Annotated in this window: 18 protein-coding genes; 2 read left to right on the forward strand and 16 right to left on the reverse strand. The window is 60.1% G+C overall.

What is annotated here, in order from left to right; all coding sequences use genetic code 11:
* Positions 1-75 precede the first annotated feature (75 nt).
* From thiO to AC1UK9_RS24150, 7 genes are read right to left on the reverse strand one after another with little or no spacing between them, the layout of a single operon-like run.
* Positions 76-1,176, reverse strand: a complete 1,101-nt coding sequence (gene thiO / locus AC1UK9_RS24120; RefSeq protein WP_482578639.1) for a glycine oxidase ThiO — start codon at positions 1,174-1,176, stop codon at positions 76-78.
* A 57-nt stretch (positions 1,177-1,233) separates the two neighbouring features.
* Entirely contained in the window at positions 1,234-1,635 is a 402-nt protein-coding gene (locus AC1UK9_RS24125; protein WP_025108795.1) for a type IV pilin protein, read from the reverse strand.
* A 15-nt stretch (positions 1,636-1,650) separates the two neighbouring features.
* Positions 1,651-4,731, reverse strand: a complete 3,081-nt coding sequence (locus AC1UK9_RS24130) for a pilus assembly protein (RefSeq protein ID WP_482578640.1) — start codon at positions 4,729-4,731, stop codon at positions 1,651-1,653.
* A complete protein-coding gene (locus tag AC1UK9_RS24135; RefSeq protein WP_025108793.1) occupies positions 4,718-5,197 on the reverse strand; it encodes a pilus assembly PilX family protein in 480 nt (159 codons plus the stop codon). Before AC1UK9_RS24135 ends, AC1UK9_RS24130 begins: the two co-directional genes overlap by 14 nt.
* A gap of 11 nt (positions 5,198-5,208) precedes the next feature.
* Complete coding sequence (locus tag AC1UK9_RS24140; RefSeq protein WP_025108792.1) at positions 5,209-5,922, reverse strand: PilW family protein; 714 nt, start codon at positions 5,920-5,922, stop codon at positions 5,209-5,211.
* A complete protein-coding gene (pilV, locus tag AC1UK9_RS24145) occupies positions 5,919-6,368 on the reverse strand; it encodes a type IV pilus modification protein PilV (RefSeq protein WP_025108791.1) in 450 nt (149 codons plus the stop codon). The genes AC1UK9_RS24140 and pilV overlap by 4 nt, the downstream gene beginning before the upstream one ends.
* Complete coding sequence (locus tag AC1UK9_RS24150) at positions 6,365-6,838, reverse strand: GspH/FimT family pseudopilin (protein WP_025108790.1); 474 nt, start codon at positions 6,836-6,838, stop codon at positions 6,365-6,367. The genes pilV and AC1UK9_RS24150 overlap by 4 nt, the downstream gene beginning before the upstream one ends.
* 130 nt (positions 6,839-6,968) lie before the next feature.
* Here AC1UK9_RS24150 and AC1UK9_RS24155 point away from each other — a divergent pair, with 130 nt between their 5' ends.
* Positions 6,969-7,538 carry a GspH/FimT family pseudopilin gene (locus tag AC1UK9_RS24155; RefSeq protein ID WP_473013629.1) on the forward strand — a complete coding sequence of 190 codons (570 nt, stop codon included), beginning with the start codon at positions 6,969-6,971 and terminating at the stop codon, positions 7,536-7,538.
* Here the strand turns inward: AC1UK9_RS24155 and ispH are convergent.
* From ispH to murJ, 6 genes are all read right to left on the reverse strand, one after another.
* The gene (gene ispH, locus AC1UK9_RS24160; protein WP_025108788.1) at positions 7,495-8,439 is read right to left on the reverse strand and encodes a 4-hydroxy-3-methylbut-2-enyl diphosphate reductase; all 945 of its coding nucleotides are present in this window, start codon (positions 8,437-8,439) and stop codon (positions 7,495-7,497) included. The genes AC1UK9_RS24155 and ispH overlap by 44 nt on opposite strands.
* A gap of 155 nt (positions 8,440-8,594) precedes the next feature.
* Complete coding sequence (gene fkpB, locus AC1UK9_RS24165) at positions 8,595-9,032, reverse strand: FKBP-type peptidyl-prolyl cis-trans isomerase (RefSeq protein WP_174245140.1); 438 nt, start codon at positions 9,030-9,032, stop codon at positions 8,595-8,597.
* A gap of 7 nt (positions 9,033-9,039) precedes the next feature.
* Positions 9,040-9,552, reverse strand: coding sequence for a signal peptidase II (gene lspA / locus AC1UK9_RS24170; RefSeq protein WP_025108787.1), 513 nt, complete (start codon positions 9,550-9,552; stop codon positions 9,040-9,042).
* A complete protein-coding gene (ileS, locus tag AC1UK9_RS24175; protein WP_482578641.1) occupies positions 9,545-12,376 on the reverse strand; it encodes an isoleucine--tRNA ligase in 2,832 nt (943 codons plus the stop codon). The genes lspA and ileS overlap by 8 nt, the downstream gene beginning before the upstream one ends.
* A 13-nt stretch (positions 12,377-12,389) precedes the next feature.
* Positions 12,390-13,328, reverse strand: coding sequence for a bifunctional riboflavin kinase/FAD synthetase (gene ribF / locus AC1UK9_RS24180; protein WP_164747910.1), 939 nt, complete (start codon positions 13,326-13,328; stop codon positions 12,390-12,392).
* A gap of 129 nt (positions 13,329-13,457) precedes the next feature.
* Positions 13,458-14,996: a murein biosynthesis integral membrane protein MurJ gene (murJ, locus tag AC1UK9_RS24185; protein ID WP_025108785.1), complete on the reverse strand. Its 1,539-nt coding sequence runs from the start codon at positions 14,994-14,996 to the stop codon at positions 13,458-13,460.
* A gap of 252 nt (positions 14,997-15,248) precedes the next feature.
* Here murJ and rpsT point away from each other — a divergent pair, with 252 nt between their 5' ends.
* Positions 15,249-15,521, forward strand: a complete 273-nt coding sequence (rpsT, locus tag AC1UK9_RS24190) for a 30S ribosomal protein S20 (RefSeq protein WP_003228351.1) — start codon at positions 15,249-15,251, stop codon at positions 15,519-15,521.
* 182 nt (positions 15,522-15,703) lie between these two features.
* Here rpsT and AC1UK9_RS24195 read toward each other — a convergent pair whose 3' ends face one another.
* The 3 genes from AC1UK9_RS24195 to cgtA form a co-directional block, all read right to left on the reverse strand.
* The gene (locus AC1UK9_RS24195) at positions 15,704-16,171 is read right to left on the reverse strand and encodes a CreA family protein (protein WP_025108784.1); all 468 of its coding nucleotides are present in this window, start codon (positions 16,169-16,171) and stop codon (positions 15,704-15,706) included.
* A 12-nt stretch (positions 16,172-16,183) separates the two neighbouring features.
* On the reverse strand, positions 16,184-17,302 hold the full coding sequence (gene proB, locus AC1UK9_RS24200) for a glutamate 5-kinase (RefSeq protein WP_482580524.1): 1,119 nt from the start codon (positions 17,300-17,302) through the stop codon (positions 16,184-16,186).
* Positions 17,303-17,439: 137 nt separating this feature from the next.
* The gene (gene cgtA / locus AC1UK9_RS24205; protein ID WP_016773122.1) at positions 17,440-18,663 is read right to left on the reverse strand and encodes an Obg family GTPase CgtA; all 1,224 of its coding nucleotides are present in this window, start codon (positions 18,661-18,663) and stop codon (positions 17,440-17,442) included.
* Between the last annotated feature and the right edge of the window lie 190 nt (positions 18,664-18,853).

Genomic DNA, 18,853 nt, shown 5'->3' on the forward strand with positions numbered 1-18,853 from the left:
GTGAACGACAAAGATCCACTGTGGGAGCGAGCCTGCTCGCGAAAGCGGTCTGCCAGGCTCAACAGAAATACCTGACTACATGCGGCCCTCTGGCGCATACGGCGCAGGATCAATAATCGGCGCGCGCCCCAGCATCACATCGGCGAACAACTGGCATGACGCCGGCGCCAGCACCAGCCCGTTGCGGTAATGCCCGCAGTTCAGCCACAGGCCATCAAAGCCCGGCACTCGCCCGATGTAAGGAATCCCCTCCGGTGAACCAGGGCGCAAACCGGCCCAATGCCCTACCACCTCGGCATCCGCCAGCGCTGGCAGCAACTCGACCGCCGAAGCCTTGAGACTCTCCAGTGCCACATCGGTCGGCGTCTTGTCGAAGCCTTCATGCTCAAGCGTACTGCCGATCAGGATGTGCCCGTCTCGGCGCGGAATTGCATAACGCCCCTTGGCCAGAACCATGCTCGGCAGAAAATCCGCCGCACATTTGTAGAGAATCATCTGGCCTTTGACCGGTTCGACCGGCAGCGTCAGGCCGAGCGTCTTGAGCAGATCGCCGCTCCACGCACCAGCAGTCAGTACAACCTGATCGCCGTTGATCAGGCCTTTGGACGTCTCAACGCCAACCACGCGCCCGCCTTCACGGACAAACCCGCTGACCTCGCATTGCTCGTGAAGGGTCACGTTAGGCAGTGCCTGCAATGCCGCTTTCAGCGACTTCACCAGCCGTGGGTTTCTGACGTTGGCCACATCAGCCATGTAGATCGCCCGTGAGAACCCGCCGCCCAGCACCGGGACGGCGTCATGTGCCGCCGAGATATCCACAGCCCGCAGCGGACGGTGCTCCCGTTCGGCCCAGGCCAGTGCGTCGGCTTCATCGTCCAGGTCCAGCCAGTACAGGCCCGTGGTGTGCACTTCAGGATCAACGCCGGTATCAGCAAACAATCGCTCGCCGAGCTGTGGATAAAAGTCCTGAGACCAATGCGCCAGCGCGGTGACCGCCGGGCTGTAGCGCCACGGGTACAGCGGGGAAACGATGCCACCTCCGGCCCAGGACGATTCCTGGCCGACGCTCGAGCGATCCAGCAGCACCACGCTGCGCACTTCGGAGGCGAGGTTGTAGGCGGTCAGCAGGCCAATCACCCCGCCACCGACAATCACCACTTGCTGTTGCCTGGTCATGTTTGATCCAACCGTAAAAAAGACAGTGGGCGCAAAAGGCGCCTGAAAGAAAGTACCTCAGCGGCCCCAGCAATCCTTGGTGGTCAGCCCGGTGGTAGCGTTGTTCATGCTTCTGACGCCGGTGTTGGTCAGGGTGAAGTCCCCACACTTGTCGGTCGCCATGGTCGTGCCAGCCTTGCGGGTGGCGGTCAGCAGGAAGGTCTGGTCAGCGATCGTCGGAGTGATGGTGTAGAAGTCATTGCCCGTGCTCAAACCGGTAATGCCGGTGTAGACGTTGCTCTTGGTATAGAAGCGTTCAAGGATCTGCGCCTGCTCCGAGAGCAGCGAGACCACCTCGGCGCGACGGCCCTTTTTCAGGTACTCGGTGTAGCTCGGTGCAGCGATGGTGATGATGATCCCGATGATCGCAATCACGATCATGATTTCGATCAAGGTGAAGCCTCGGTTGAATCTGCGCATGCCTCAAACTCTCACTTACTGTATTTGTCGCCACATGATACGACGGCTGCCACCGCCACCCTTTTCTACCAGAGTGGTGATGTTGCCGCTGGAATCGTTGACTATCTTGCGCGTCGCGCCATTGACGATGGCATTCAGGGTTGGAATGCCGCCCGTAAATATCACACCACTGGAAATCGTGTCGTTACTGTCGACCACACCATCCCCGTTAGTATCGAGCACCGCGTAGTTGAGCATCTTACCGCCGAACGCATCGAGTTCGACCAGTTTGCCCGTACCGAAACTGGCACACGGGTCGGTGGTGTCAACTCCCGCGGTGGTGAACAAAATGCGTCCGAGCACCAGGCTGGCCTGATTGATCACCCGCTCACCGACCAACGCGTTGTTATACACGAGCGGCAGATACCACCCCTTCTCTGCCGGATAGGTCGTGTCGTTCTGAGTGGTCGTGGCATATTGTCCTGAACTACCGGTGAACACCCCGGTCACCGCCTGCGCCTGCAGACTGCTGACGGTCAGTTGCCCGGAACCGCCGTCGGCGTCCCACACCGAATAAAACGCCTGCAGATCCTTGTTGGTCTTGTCGGCTGTTTCGTTGAATTTTCCGGTGCCGACGAATACCTGTTTGCCCCCCAGCGCATTGTCCGCCAACAGCGGCTGCGCCGTGATCGGCTGAGTCGCCCCGCCGGCCGTGGTGAACAACGGCTTGCCGGAAAATGCCACACCCCAGCTGTCGGTCGTGGTCGCGCTGAGGTCGAATTTCCACAAGCGCCCTTTCAAATCTCCACCGTAGGCAGCCTGCACCACGTTTGAGGAGTTGACCTTGAGCTTGACCGACGACAGGCCATTGGTGGTTTCGGTGCTGTCGATCACGATTTTCTTGATCAGCGAACCGTCACGCACATCCAGCACATACAACGCCGCCACGCCCGAGTTGCTGCCATAACCATTGGCGATGAACGCTGCCCAGCGTCCGTCGGCCAAGCGTGCCACTTCCGGCCGTGCATAGGCGTAACCCAGATCATTAAAGGCATTGGCAATGTTGGCGGTGGCGGGTGCGCTGACCTCCCACAGGGCACTGAGCACATTGCCGGCCGAGGCGTCGAAAAGCTGCAGTGCATAGAAGGTCTTGCCGCCGGCACCGGAGCCACCAATGGCCAGGGTTTTCCAGGCGTTATTGAGTTGCGCGTCATACACAGCGACCTGACCGTCCACCAGAAACTTGTGGCTGACGCCGTTGATGTATGCCGGGTCGGCAATCAGCCGCAGCGACGGCAGCACACTGGAAGGCATGTAGGCATAGCGCCGGGTGCCGTTGGCCGAGTTGATCACGTTGACGAAGCCGTCATTGGCATTCACCACCAGGCTGGGGTTCATGTTTGCCGCTTTGGTGGTCAGGTAAGTGGTGTAGGTGGTGTCACCCGACAGGTCGGAAGCGGTTTTGTCGCTGGGCGAAGCCAGCACCAGCGGCGAGTTGATGATGTCGCCGAGCAATACGCTGCGCACCCTCAGGCCGCTCTTGTTGGTGCCCTTGCTCCACTCCACCAGATCACTGCCGCTGATGCCGGAGGGCAGGCTCTGACTGAGCGAGGTCTGCTGGGCAGCAGAAAAATTGCCGTAGGCCAGGGTTATGGCGGTGTTGCTGGTGGTGTTCCACGCTTGATAGATCGGCGCAGTGGCGCCCGGAACGATGGTGGTGTCGGTGGTCCACAAGGCTACCGAAGTATTCACCACGCCGGCCGCGGTGAAACCGAAGGATTTGATCGTGCCACGCCAGTCCTTGGGGTCGTAGCTGGTCTGGAAATAACTGGTGCCACTGGCCAGCGTGGTGCCGCTGGTAACGCCACTACCACCTGAGCCGGCCTTGGAGGTGATGTCGCTCAGCGCCGAGGACAGTGCGGTATTGAGGCCAGTGCTGTCGGTCGCCTGGTAATACTTGCCTTGCCCATAGCTGGCGGCATCCGAGAGCATGTCGTTGTCGGCCGTGAACCCGACGGTGTAGGTGTTCATGTTCTGTTTGGGAAAATCCGCCGAGCTCCAGCTCTTGCCGGCGAGGTCAGTGCCTGTCGAACGCATGTCGATGTCGAACGCGAACTTGGCGATGTCATCCAGGTACAACGTGTCCCCTTCGTTGTCGCCATTGAGGTTGTTGCCGTCATTGTTGATGCCATCCCAGTTCGGCAGACGACTGCCGCCCAGCGGGTCGTTACTCGGAAAGGTGCGGTCGTAGGTCGGCAGGCCGTCGGTGATCACCACGCCGTAGTTTTTCTGGCAGCGGTACTGGATCGGACTGGTGTAAGTGGTTGGTGTGCTGTTGTAGTAGGGCGCCATGCCGCGCATGTAGCGGGTGATTTCATAATAGGTTTCCGCCAGCGGCGTGTTGGCCACGGCACCCAGCGCGTTGATCGAAGAAATCAGTGCGTTGTAGTTGGCGTCGGCCTGCGCCTGGGTCACGCTGCCGGAGACCGGCGACAGGTCGCTGATAGCACGGGCGATATAACCGCCATTGCCGGGGTTGTTGCTGGTCACCGGATTGAAGGTCGACAGGCCGATGCGCAAGGTACGGTTACTGGCGACCAGCGCGTTGGACACATTGCGCGCGACGTTGATCCGGTAGTCATTGGGGATCGAGCCCGTGGTGAAGTCGCGGTTGCTGCCATTCGCCAACCCGACCAGATAGGCGATGTAGTCCCCGGTGTAGCGCGTGTTGCCGCTGCCGACCGGGTCCGGCAGCTTCAGGCACTGCGGCACCAGGCTGTTGTTGTAGAAGGCAAAGGCGCCGCCGGAGCAACCAGCGGTCGGCAGATTCGAGAGAAACACCGGGTCCCCGGTGATGGCCGTCGAACTCAGGCACAGCCCGAGCAAGGCGTTACATTGCCGGGCTGGTGTGCGAGTGACGTTCGGATCGAATCCCGTCGCGTAAATGATGCTGTTCATACTGCCGGAATCATCGATCAACAACATCACGTTGGGCGGAACCGCCGCCGCACTCAGGAGTGGCGAATCAGACGGCGTGAACGCATACGCCGGCGCCGCCAGATACAACCCCAGCAGCAGGCCCGTCAACAGAGTCCAGCAGCGCTCAATACTTCGCATAGACACTCTCCACCACACTGCGCGAAGTGCCGGCGATACCGACCGCGGTGACCCGATACAGCGTGGCCGAGGTGTTGCTCGGCACGTTCACCGCCGTCAGGGTGGTGCCGATGTTCTGAACACCATAGAAGCCGTTGCCGGCGGCGATCCACGTCACCCCCGAGGTCGAGTTGAGCCCTGCTGCGCTGACCAGCGAAGACTCGGCCGGCGGCGCACATTGTGTGGCGTTGGCGCAAACCGCCAGCGAATAACTGTCGAGCTGCACCGCACTTTCCCCGATACGCAGCGCGGCCTCGGCGGTCTGGAATGACTGATTGCGCAAACTGACACTGCCGGCCATTTTTTCCTGCAGGTTGGCGCTCTGCATCGACGACAGCCCGACCAGTGTCAGCAATAACAGGAACACCAGACTGACCAGCAGCACCATGCCGCGTTGCGCTTGCCTCTGGTGCAAAGAAATCCTCATCGTCTCGGCCCTCACTGCAAGCGGTTGCGCAAAGCGGCAACCACGTTGAAGGTTTGATTGGCCACCCGGTTGTTCGGGTCGGTGAGGGTCAGGCTCAAACGCACACTGCGGATACGCGCCGGATCGCTGGGGTTGCTGCTGTAAGAGGACGCCGCGACATCGGTGGCGGACGTGGCCAGACCGAACATGACGGTGAACGTACTGACGTTGTTCACCAACACTTGTTGGGCCGGGGTGCCGCTGCCGGTGCCCATGAGGATCTGGTTGTTGCTGAAGCTGTAGATCAAACGGCGGATTGGAAAGGCGACCTGCCCGCTCGCTGCGGCTCGCAGCCCGGTATAGGCCGTGGCGCTGTTACGGCAATCGGAGACCACCGTCCACGTTGGTGTGCCGCCATTGCCGCCAACATCGGCGGTGACCAGGGTCAGCTTGAGGTTGCTGTTGTCCCAACTGATCGGGGTGATCTGCGCCGCATTGAAATCCCCCGCAGAACTCGCGTCGGTAATGGTGCCAAGGCAGCCGAACATGCCGACCATGCGCAGTTCCTGAATCATCTTGCTCAGCACAAAGCGTGCGTCTTCCTGCATCGCTGCCGCCGTGTTCTGGCTGACGTAGGTGTTTTTCGCGGCAAGAAACGTCTGCACCACACCCAGCACCACGATCAGCCCGAGCGCCAGGGCGATGAGCATTTCGATCAGGCCGAAACCACGGTTGGAATGCTTCATGGCGTGGCCACCGGATCGACCGTGGCACGACTGCTCAGGACGAAACTGCGCGTGGTGCCCGTGGCATTCGCGGCCCGTGAGTCATTCCAGTTGATGGTGATGGTGTACACGCGCTGATTGAGGGTGATGGTGCCGGTGGCGGTCGGCCCGCCGAAATTGACGATGTTTGTGGTGAAGTCGTAGAGGTCCTGATCGCGGGCGACACTAAGGTTGCCCGAAGTCGGCGGCGTGACCGTGTAATCGGCGGCAGCGTTGGCGCGGATGCGGTCCATCATGTCGTAGGCGATGAAGCTCGCCTGGCTGGTCATCCGCGAGCTGTCGGTGTACTTCAGCGCATTCAGTTGAACGGCTGCCGCGCCCAATATTCCGACGGTCAGAATCAGCAACGCGACCAGTACTTCGATCAGCGACATGCCCTCCTGTGCTTGCGTACTCCCTGCCCTCATCCGCAACTTCCACCCAGTTGAATTCGTCCGTTCAGACACACGTTCAGCGTCCTGCTTTGCGTTCCCAGCACGTAACTGATGACCACCGCCGTCGACGGTGCCGCCAGACCGCCCAGATTGTTGAAATCCAGCGCGGTCACTCCTGAGGGTAGCGTCAGAGTGGCGCCGCTGCTCATCGCTGGAACAACCCGCAATACATTGGCCGGTGTGCCAGTACTGTCGTAGACCGACAACTCGCCGGTCCACACGCTGCCACCGGCGCTCGGCCGCAGCCGCGTGACCACGCCGCGATCGATCGCCTCCAGCCGCGCATAGTTGATGGCGCGTTGCAGGTCGCCCATTTCGGTGTCGGCCTTGCTGCTCTGGATCGAACGGGTGAACCCCGGCACCGCCAGGGTGATGAGGATCACCAACACGGCGACCGCGGCCAGCAGTTCGGGCAGCGTGAAACCTTTTGTACGATGATTCATCGATGCCCTCCGTTGCCGTCGGCTATACCTGCCTCTACAAACTAGAACATTCAACCGGCCTGCGCCGGTTGATTTGCCCTGCCCGGCGCAAGGATTGCGTCTGGCCTCATGCTTCAGGGAGGAAGTGCTCATGCCGCAACAGGGTTTCAGTCTGATTGAATTGCTTATGGGACTGGCGATTGGCGCGATTGTTCTGGCACTGGTCAGTCCGGCGTTTGCCGCCTTCACCGAATCGACTCATCGTGACCAGGCGGCCCAGTCGTTGCTCGACGGCATTCGCAATGCCCGCACGCAAGCCATCACACGCAATCAGAACGTGGTGATCCACGGCATCGACGGCGACTGGAGTCAGGGCTGGCGAATCATTCTGGACATCAGCGGCAAAGGGCCGCAGGACCGCGACAATCCCCTGCTACAGGAACAGGCAAGTGATGCGCGAATACCGATTGTCGGCAATTGGGCGGTGAGTCGTTACGTGCGGTTCAGCGGTCTGGGGCAACCGCTGATGCCCGGGCGGGCATTTCAGGCAGGAACGTTACATCTCTGCTCGGCACACGAGCCGGTCAGCCAACTCCAGGTGGTGCTGGCGGCGACCGGTCGGGTGCGCCTGACCCGGGAAAAAACCGGACAGGCGCTGTGCGAGAAAGCGAAAAGCGTCAAATCGAGCGAACGCGCAGTTCTTTCGGCATCGAGAACGTGATGTTCTCTTCGCGTCCGGCCAGTTCATCGGCACCGGTCGCGCCCCACGCCTGCAATTGCTGGATCACGCCGCGCACCAGCACTTCCGGCGCGGAAGCACCGGCGGTGATCCCTATACGCTCGACACCATCGAACCAGCTCTTCTGCAGGTCTTCGGCACCGTCGATCAGGTAGGCAGGCGTCGCCATGCGCTCGGCCAGCTCTCGCAAGCGATTGGAGTTGGAGCTGTTCGGGCTGCCCACCACCAACACTACATCGCATTCGTCGGCCAGTTGCTTGACCGCGTCCTGACGGTTTTGCGTGGCATAGCAGATGTCGTCCTTGCGCGGACCTCCGATGGCCGGGAAGCGCGAGCGCAGGGCATCGATGACTCGGCTGGTGTCGTCCATCGACAGGGTCGTCTGGGTAACAAACGCCAGTTTCTCCGGGTTGTGTACCTGCAACTCGGCGACGTCTTTCTCGTCTTCGACGAGGTAGATCGCGCCGCCATTGCTGGCGTCGTACTGGCCCATGGTGCCTTCGACTTCCGGGTGACCGGCGTGGCCGATCAGGATGCATTCGCGGCCGTCGCGGCTGTATTTCGCGACTTCGATGTGCACTTTGGTGACCAGTGGGCAAGTGGCGTCGAAGACTTTCAGGCCACGGCCTGCAGCCTCGGTACGCACGGCCTGGGATACGCCATGCGCACTGAAGATGACGATGACGTCGTCCGGCACCTGATCCAGTTCTTCGACAAAGATCGCCCCGCGACTGCGCAGGTCTTCGACAACAAACTTGTTGTGCACCACTTCATGACGCACGTAGATCGGCGGCCCGAAGACTTCCAGGGCACGGTTGACGATTTCGATCGCCCGGTCCACGCCGGCGCAGAAGCCACGGGGGTTGGCGAGTTTGATTTGCATGCTGTGCCTCGTGTCTTGCGCGCGAAAAAACAGTGAATAACGACTGTGGGAGCGGGCTTGCTCGCGAAAGCGATAAGTCAGACAACATCGATGTTGAATGTCAGTCAGCATTCGCGAGCAAGCCCGCTCCCACATTTTTGACCACGTATGGTCAGTTACAGCGCTTTGACGTTGATGATCTCGACGTCAAAGGTCAGCGTCTTGCCGGCCAGCGGGTGGTTGAAGTCGATGGTCACTTGCGTGTCGTCGAACTCTTTCACCACACCCGGCAGCTCAGTATTGGCCGCATCGTTGAAGATCACCAGCAAACCCGGCGACAGCTCCATGTCGACGAACTGCGAACGCGGAATGATCTGCACGTTCTGCGGGTTCGGCTGGCCGAAAGCGTTTTCCGGCTCGACGGTCAGCGTGCGCTTGTCGCCGGCCTTGAAGCCGAACAGCGCGGCTTCGAAGCCCGGCAGCAGATTACCGTCGCCGACCTTGAAGGTCGCCGGGGCCTTGTCGAAGGTGCTGTCGACCGTGTCGCCGTTCTCCAGGCGCAATGCAAAGTGCAAGGTGACTTCCGTGTTCTGGCCGATGCGTTGCTCAGCCAATACCTGTTCAGTCATGAACGGCTTCTCCGGTTTTTTTACTTTTGAACATGTCCAGTGCCAGCATCACTGCGCCTACGCTGATGGCGCTGTCGGCGAAGTTGAACGCCGGGAAGTACCAGCGGTTCTGCCAGTGCACCAGAATGAAGTCGATCACATGGCCCAGGGCAATGCGGTCGTACAGATTGCCCAGCGCACCGCCCAGCACCAGCGCCAAGGCGACGGCCAGCCAGGTATCGTTGCGCCCCAGGCGCTTGAGCCAGACCACCAGCACCGCACTGACCACGATCGCAATCAGGGCGAACAGCCAGCGCTGCCAGCCGGAGCTGTCAGCCAGGAAGCTGAAGGCAGCGCCGGTGTTGTAAGCCAGGGTCCAGCTGAAGTAATCAGGAATGATCACGATCTGCTGGAACATTTCGAGCTTGTTTTCGAAGTAGAACTTGCTGGCCTGGTCGATGACCAGAACCAGCAAGCTCAACCACAGCCAGCTCAACCGTCCGAAACGGCCAACGGCATTAGGCATAGTGACGAACCTCGCCAGCGCCGCTGATGTTGTCGACGCAACGACCGCAGATTTCCGGATGCTCCGGGTTCACGCCGACGTCTTCGCGGCAGTGCCAGCAACGGGCGCACTTCGGGAAGGCCGACTTGACGATCTTCAGCTTCAGGCCGCTGACTTCAGTGGCCACCGCGTCTTCAGGCGCGCTGACAAAAGGCGCAACACTGGCGGTCGACGTGATCAGAACAAAGCGCAGCTCGTTGCTCAGCTTGGCCAGATCGGCGCTCAGCGCGTCTTCGGCGTACAGCGTCACTTCGGCTTGCAGGTTGCCACCGACGGCTTTGGCCGCACGCTGGATTTCCATCTCTTTGTTGACCGCTACCTTGACCGCCATCACGCGCTCCCAGTAGTCGCGGCCCAGTTCAACGTCGGCCGGCAGTTCAGTCAAACCTTCGTACCAGGTGTTGAGCATGACCGATTCGTTACGCTCGCCTGGCAGGTACTCCCACAGCTCATCGGCGGTGAAGGCGAGGATCGGCGCGATCCAGCGCACCAGCGCTTCGGAGATGTGGAACAGCGCGGTTTGGGCCGAACGGCGAGCCTTGCTGTTGGCGCCAGTGGTGTACTGACGGTCCTTGATGATGTCGAGGTAGAAACCACCCAGCTCCTGCACGCAGAAGTTGTGGATCTTGGAGTAGACGTTCCAGAAACGGTATTCGCCGTAGTGCTCTTGCAGCTCACGTTGCAGCAGCAAGGTGCGGTCTACCGCCCAGCGATCCAGTGCGAGCATTTCTTCAGCCGGCAGGATGTCGGTGGCCGGGTTGAAACCGCTCAGGTTCGAGAGCAGGAAGCGTGCGGTGTTGCGGATACGACGATAAGCGTCCGCACTGCGTTGCAGGATCTGGTCGGAAACGGCCATTTCACCGGAGTAGTCAGTCGAAGCGACCCACAGACGCATGATGTCGGCGCCCAGGGTGTCGTTGACTTTCTGCGGTGCGATCACGTTGCCCAGCGATTTGGACATCTTGCGGCCCGCTTCGTCGACGGTGAAACCGTGGGTCAGCAGTTCGCGGTATGGCGCGTGGTTGTCGATGGCGCAACCGGTCAGCAGCGACGAATGGAACCAGCCGCGGTGTTGGTCGGAACCTTCCAGGTACAGGTCGGCGCGTGGACCGGTCTCGTGACCCATCGGGTGCGAACCGCGCAGCACGTGCCAGTGCGTGGTGCCCGAGTCGAACCAGACGTCGAGGGTGTCGCTGATCTTGTCGTACAGCGGCGCTTCGTCGCCGAGCAGCTCGGCAGCGTCCATCTTGAACCAGGCTTCGATGCCTTCGACTTCAACGCGCTTGGCAACTTCTTCCATCAGTTCGACGGTGCGTGGGTGCAGCTCGCCGCTTTCCTTGTTGAGGAAGAACGGGATTGGCACGCCCCAGTTGCGCTGACGCGAGATGCACCAGTCCGGACGGTTGGCGATCATCGAGTGCAGGCGCGCCTGGCCCCAGGCCGGAACGAACTTGGTGTCTTCGATGGCTTTGAGCGAGCGCACACGCAGGGTGTCGCCGCTGGTTGGCTCTTTGTCCATGCCGATGAACCACTGCGCGGTGGCGCGGTAGATCAGCGGGGTCTTGTGACGCCAGCAGTGCATGTAGCTGTGTTCGATGACGGTGGTGTGCATCAACGCACCGACTTCGGTCAGCTTGTCGACGATGGCTGGGTTGGCCTTCCAGATGAACTGGCCGCCGAAGAATTCCAGCGACGGCACGTACACGCCGTTGCTCTGCACCGGATTGAGGATATCGTCGTTGACCATGCCGTACTTCTTGCAGGTCACGAAGTCGTCCACGCCGTAGGCCGGGGCAGAGTGAACCACACCGGTGCCGGCGCCCAGTTCGACGTAGTCAGCCAGGTACACCGGCGACAGGCGGTCGTAGAACGGGTGACGGAAGTTGATCAGTTCCAGTTCTTTACCGGTCGTGGTCGCGATGACCGAGCCTTCAACGCCATAGCGCGCCAGGCAGGCTTCAACCAGCTCTTCAGCCAGCACCAGCAGCTTGTCACCGATGTCGACCAGCGCGTAGTTGAATTCCGGGTGTACGTTCAGCGCCTGGTTGGCCGGGATGGTCCACGGGGTGGTGGTCCAGATCACGATCGAGGCAGGCTTGTCCAGCGACGGCAGACCGAACGCGGCAGCCAGTTTGGCCTCGTCAGCGATCGGAAAGGCAACGTCGATGGTCGAGGACTTCTTGTTCTCGTACTCGACTTCTGCTTCGGCCAGGGCCGAACCGCAGTCGAAGCACCAGTTCACAGGCTTGAGGCCCTTGAACACGAAACCGCCCTTGACGATTTCAGCCAAGGCGCGGATTTCACCGGCTTCGTTCTTGAAGTCCATGGTCTTGTACGGGTTGGCCCAGTCGCCCAGCACACCCAGACGGATGAATTCGGACTTCTGCCCTTCGATCTGCTCGGTAGCGTAGGCACGGCACAGCTCGCGGGTCTTGTCCGCGCCCAGGTTCTTGCCGTGGGTCACTTCAACTTTGTGCTCGATCGGCAGGCCGTGGCAGTCCCAACCCGGAACGTACGGCGCGTCGAAGCCCGACAGGGTCTTCGAGCGGATGATCATGTCCTTGAGAATCTTGTTCAGTGCGTGACCGATGTGGATCGTGCCGTTGGCGTACGGAGGGCCGTCGTGCAGGACGAACTTCGGACGATCCTTGCCAATCTCGCGCAACTTTCCGTACAGGCCAATACTGTCCCAGCGCTGCAGGATCTGCGGTTCGCGCTGTGGCAGGCCGGCCTTCATTGGGAAGGCGGTGTCCGGAAGGTTTAGCGTGGCTTTATAGTCGGTCATTTAAGGCTCTTCATTAGCGATAGGCGCTAGGTGCGGCTAGTGCACGGGCGGCGGCGACATCCGCGTTGATCGCCGTTTTCAGTGCCTCCAGAGAGGCGAAGCGCTGCTCTTCACGCAGCTTTTGGTGGAAAACCACCGTCAAACGCCGGTCATACAGATCGCCGGCAAAATCTAAAAGATGGACCTCAAGGTGGGCTTTGCCATCACCTTGTACCGTAGGCCGTACGCCGATATTGGCGACGCCGGGCCAGGTCTTGCCGTCGATGTCGACATCCACCAGATACACCCCGGTGAACGGCACGCGACGACGCTTGAGTTGAATGTTGGCAGTGGGCGTACCCAGTTGCCGGGCCAGTTTCTGGCCATGCAGCACGCGACCGGCGATCCGGTAAGGGCGGCCAAGCAGGCGTTCGGCCAAGGCAAAGTCAGCAGCGGCCAACGCGTTGCGCACCTGGGTGCTGCTGACGCGAATGCCGTCCAGCTCGACGGTTTGCGCGGCTTCCACGGTGAAACCATGGACTTGTCCGGCCTGCAGCAGGAAATCGAAATCACCGAGGCGGTCGCAGCCAAAACGGAAGTCGTCGCCGACTTCCAGATGCTGAACGCCGAGACCGTCCACCAGGATGGTATCGACGAACTCGCTGGCGCTGAGCTTGCTCAAGCGCTGGTTGAACGCCAGGCACAGGACCCGGTCCACGCCTTCGGCGGCCAGCAGCTGCAGCTTGTCGCGCAACCGGGCCAGACGTGCCGGCGCAGTCTCGGGGGCAAAGAATTCCCGTGGCTGCGGCTCGAAAATCACCACGCAGCTGGGTACGCCCAACTCGAGCGCACGCTCACGCAGCCGGGCCAGGATAGCCTGGTGACCACGGTGAACACCGTCAAAGTTGCCAATAGTGGCGACGCAGCCCCGATGCTGGGGGCGCAAGTTGTGGAGGCCTCGAACCAGCTGCATAACGCGCTTCTTGCTCATAAAGTGGTCGATTATAACCACACCCGGCGGTCGACGACAGGCAACACCGTAACGCAAAGTGATCGAGCCGACAAAACTGCCGGCCCATGCCCGTTTATAAAGGGTGAAACCTCAGCTCAAGGCCTTGCGATTGAAGTCCCGCAGGCGGAAACCGAGCAGCAGCAACATACCGAAGTAAGCCACGACGCCGGCAACCACCAGCGCACCCAGACGCAGGAAGCGCTCAAGCATGTGCCCCTGATCCCAGGCCGGCATGAAATGCATGCCGAGCAACAGTACCGCCGACATCACCGCCACGGCTACGACCAACTTGAATCCGAACATGTACCAGCCCGGTTGCGGCTGATACATCTGTTGCTTGCGCAGTTGATAGAACAGCAACCCCGCATTGAGGCAGGCGCCAGCACTGATCGCCAGCGCCAGACCGGCGTGGGCCAGCGGGCCGATCAACACCAGGTTGAACAGCTGGGTGACGATCAGGGTGAAAATTGCGATTTTTACCGGTGTGCGGATGTTCTGTTGCGCATAAAAGCCCGGCGCCAGGACCTTGATCACGATAATCCCCAGCAGACCGACAGAATAGGCAATCAGTGCACGCTGGGTCATGGAAGCATCAAAGGCGCTGAACTGGCCGTACTGGAACAGCGACACAGTCAGCGGTTCGGCGAGAATCCCCAGTGCCAGCGCACACGGCAGCACCAGCACGAAGCACAGGCGCAGGCCCCAGTCGAGGATCCGCGAGTACTCGTGGCGATCCTTGCTGGCGTAAGTCTTTGCCAATGTCGGCAGCAGGATCGTGCCCAGCGCCACGCCGAGTACGCCGGACGGCAGCTCCATCAAACGGTCGGCGTAATACATCCACGACACCGAACCGGCCACCAGGAACGAGGCGAAGATGGTGTTGATGATCAACGAAATCTGGCTGACCGAGACGCCGATGATCGCCGGCAGCATCTGCTTCATCACCCGCCAGACGCCGGTATCGCGCAGGTTCAGGCGTGGCAGCACCAGCATGCCGATCTTTTTCAGGTGCGGCAGTTGATAGAGCAACTGCGCCAGACCGCCGACCAGTACCGCCCAGCCCAGAGCCATGACCGGCGGATCGAAATACGGCGTCAGGAACAGTGAAAACACAATCATGCTGACGTTGAGCAGGGTCGGCACAAAGGCCGGCACCGAAAAGCGGTTCCAGGTGTTGAGAATCGCCCCGGCCAGCGAGGACAGGGAGATCAGCAATATATAAGGGAACGTCACCCGCAACAGATCGGAGGTGAGCTGGAATTTTTCCGGCGTATCGGTAAAACCGGGGGCCGTGGCCCAGATCACCCACGGCGCGGCGATCATGCCCAGCGCCGTGACCAGCGCCAGCACCAGGGTCAGCAGACCGGAAACGTAGGCGATAAAGGTACGAGTGGCCTCTTCGCCCTGCTGATTTTTGTATTCCGCCAGAATTGGCACAAATGCCTGCGAGAACGCCCCTTCGGCGAAGATTCGCCGCAGCAGGTTAGGCAGCTTGAAGGCAATAAAGAAGGCGTCCGTCGCCATTCCGGCGCCGAATGTACGGGCAATGAGCGTGTCACGGACGAACCCGAGAATCCGGGAAAGCATCGTGATAGAGCTGACGGCGGCCAACGATTTGAGCAGATTCATTGAGGGAATGTGTGCCTGTCGATAAACAGCAGGCGAACAATGCGCCTACTTGTGCGATACTCTGCGCCGCAACAGCACAGAGCCAAAGCTCGCGAGTTTACAGGTCAAGCGCCGGAAATAAATATCCCGCCTCTTTACACCTACCACTTAGCGGAACGTTTCAAGCGCCCTTGACAAGACTTCTCTTCATCGGCATGATTCGCGGCCTATTTTGTTTGCTATTTCCTAAAAAGTCTTTCGAGGAGCTCGACGGTGGCCAACTCACCTTCCGCCAAAAAACGTGCAAAACAGGCTGAGAAGCGTCGCAGCCACAACGCCAGCCTGCGTTCCATGGTTCGTACCTACATCAAGAATGTAGTTAAAGCCATCGACGCAAAAGACGCTGAAAAAGCTCAAGCTGCATACGTTCTGGCTGTGCCAGTTATCGACCGTATGGCCGATAAAGGCATCATCCACAAGAACAAGGCTGCTCGTCATAAGAGCCGTCTGAATGGCCACGTCAAGGCACTGAAAGAAGCTGCTTAATCGACGTAGTCATTAAAAAACCGACCTTAGGGTCGGTTTTTTATTGCCTGTGATTTAACAAATCCAGCGCAAAAAAATGTAGGAGTGAGCCTGCTCGCGATAGCGGTTAGACAGACAAATATTTGCTGACTGACACACCGCTATCGCGAGCAGGCTCACTCCTACAGTTGGTTTTTGCGGTGTTATTGCTGGACCGGCACCCACGGCAGAATCGGGATTGCGGTCACCGCGTTCTGCGGACTACCCTCGATCACGCGATCGCTATAGACCAGGTACACCAGCGTATTGCGCTTCTTGTCGAGGAAACGCACCACCTGCATGGTCTTGAACACCAGCGACGTGCGCTCCTTGAACACCTCGTCACCGTCTTTCAGTTCGCCCTTGAACTTGATCGGACCAACCTGACGACAAGCAATGGAAGCCTCGGCACGATCTTCCGCCAACCCCAGACCACCTTTCACCCCGCCCGTCTTGGCGCGCGACAGATAGCACGTCACGCCATCAACCTTTGGATCATCAAAGGCCTCGACCACGATCCGGTCATTCGGACCGACAAACTTGAACACCGTTGACACCTGACCGATTTCCTCGGCCGAGGCCAGCAATGGCAACGCCATCAGCAGACCCAACAATCCTTTTGCCATGCGCATCGCTTTTTTTCCCTAGACCAGAATCAGGTTGTCACGATGAACCAGCTCCGGTTCAGCCATGTAGCCCAGCACGCCGACAATCACATCCGACGACTGACCGATGATCTTTTGCGCTTCCAAGGCGCTGTAGTTGGCCAGGCCACGGGCGATCTCACGACCATCCGGCGCCACACAGACCACCATTTCGCCACGGCGGAAACTGCCTTGCACCAGCTTCACGCCGACCGGCAGCAGACTCTTGTTGCCCTGCGATAACGCCGACACCGCCCCCTCATCGAGCACCAGCGTGCCGCGGGTTTGCAGATGACCAGCCAGCCATTGCTTGCGCGCCGCCAGCATGCCGCGCTCAGGCGACAGCAGAGTGCCGATGCGCTCGCCAGCCTTCAGGCGATCGAGCACTCGCTCCAGGCGACCACCGACGATGATCGTATGCGCCCCGGAACGCGCCGCCAGACGCGCCGCACGCAACTTGGTCTGCATGCCGCCACGCCCCAGCGCACCACCGGTACCGCCCGCCACCGCATCCAGAGCCGGATCATCGGCACGCGCCTCATAAATCAGCTGCGCGTCGGGGTTATTGCGCGGATCGGCATCGAACATGCCGTCGCGATCCGTGAGAATCACCAACAGATCCGCCTCGACCAGGTTAGCCACCAGCGCCGCCAGCGTGTCGTTGTCACCGAAACGAATTTCATCAGTGACCACGGTATCGTTTTCGTTGATCACCGGGATGACTTTCAGCTCAACCAGGGCGCGCAGCGTACTGCGAGCATTCAGGTAGCGCTTGCGATCGGACAGGTCGTCGTGGGTCAGGAGAATCTGCGCAGTGTGCCGGCCATGCTCGGCAAAGCTCGATTCCCAGGCCTGCACCAGCCCCATCTGGCCGATTGCAGCAGCGGCCTGGAGCTCGTGCATCGCACTGGGTCGTGCGGTCCAGCCCAGACGGCTCATGCCGGCAGCCACTGCACCGGAAGACACCAGCACCAGCTCAACGCCCGCCTCATGCAGGGCCACCATCTGCTCGACCCAGACACCCATTGCCTTGCGATCCAGCCCCTTGCCGTCCGCCGTCAGCAAAGCGCTGCCGATCTTCACGACCCAACGCTGCGCACCTGTCACTTTGCTCCGCATCATCTTCAACCTTAGCTTGAGGACAGCGCGACCCAGCGCTGCCCGTGACGTTAATCGTGGCTATTGGTGACCAACGATCGATTTCCAGATACCAAAACGCCGCTCGATTGAGCGGCGCTTAAGTTTACTGCAACGAATCAGTCGCGCACGTAAATGATTTCCGGACCGTCTTCATCATCCACATCCTCTTCGTCCCAGTCATCGTCGCCGATGTCATGGACCGACTTCACGCCACTGCGACGCAGCGCACGCTTATCATCCAGCGCCTGCAACTGCGCACGGGCTTCGTCTTCGATGCGTTGATCGAGATCGGCCAGCTCTTCTTTGTAGGCAGGATCTGCCGCCAGACGATCAGCACGGTCTTCCATGTAACGCATGATGTCGTGACACAGACGCTCGGTACCGATCTTGGCGATCGCCGAAATCACGTAGACCGGGCCAGTCCACTCCAGGCGATCAACGATCTCCTTGACACGAGCATCGTGCTCTTCTTCAAGGATCTGGTCGCACTTGTTCAGCACCAGCCAGCGATCACGCTCAGCCAGGGACGGGCTGAACTTGATCAGCTCGTTGACGATCACTTCTGCAGCGTCTGGCGCACTGCTGTCATCCAGCGGCGCCATGTCGACAAGGTGCAGCAGCAGACGCGTACGCGCCAAGTGCTTGAGGAAGCGAATACCCAGGCCGGCACCATCAGAAGCGCCTTCGATCAGACCCGGAATGTCGGCGATGACGAAGCTTTTCCAGCGATCGACGCTGACCACACCCAGGTTCGGCACCAGCGTGGTGAACGGGTAGTCGGCAACTTTCGGCTTGGCCGCCGACACCGAACGAATAAAGGTACTTTTACCGGCGTTCGGCAAACCCAACAGACCGACGTCAGCCAGCACTTTCATTTCCAGTTTCAGGTCGCGCTGCTCACCCGGCTTGCCCGGCGTGGTCTGACGCGGCGCACGGTTGGTACTGGATTTGAAGCGGGTGTTGCCCAGACCGTGCCAACCGCCCTGCACCACCATCAGTTTCTGGCCGGCCTTGGTCAGGTCGCCGATCACTTCCTGAGTGGCAGAGTCGATCACCGTGGTACCGACCGGTACACGCAGGATCAGATCTTCACCCTTCTTGCCGGTGCAGTCGGTGCTGCCACCGTTGGAGCCACGCTCAGCATCGAAGTGCCGGGTGTAACGGTAGTCGACCAGGGTGTTGAGGTTTTCGTCAGCCATCATGTAGATGGAACCGCCGTCACCGCCATCACCGCCGTTCGGACCACCGTTTTCGATGAATTTTTCCCGACGGAAACTCATGGCGCCATTGCCGCCGTCACCAGCCTTTACGCGAATCGATACTTCATCAACAAACTTCATAACCAACGCCTCTCGCCATACGGACGAGCCGAAAAACAATCAAGACATAAGACTCTTGCAAAAATGAGCGCAGCGACCCCAAACACGACCTGCATCGCACGCCGACAGCCCATACAAACAGTTTTGCAAGAGACTCACCCCACAAACGAAAAAGCCCCGTCGCAAGACAGGGCTCTTCCAGCGATCTCGC

It is taken from the genome of Pseudomonas sp. AK-TSAG1-1 (assembly GCF_056821665.1).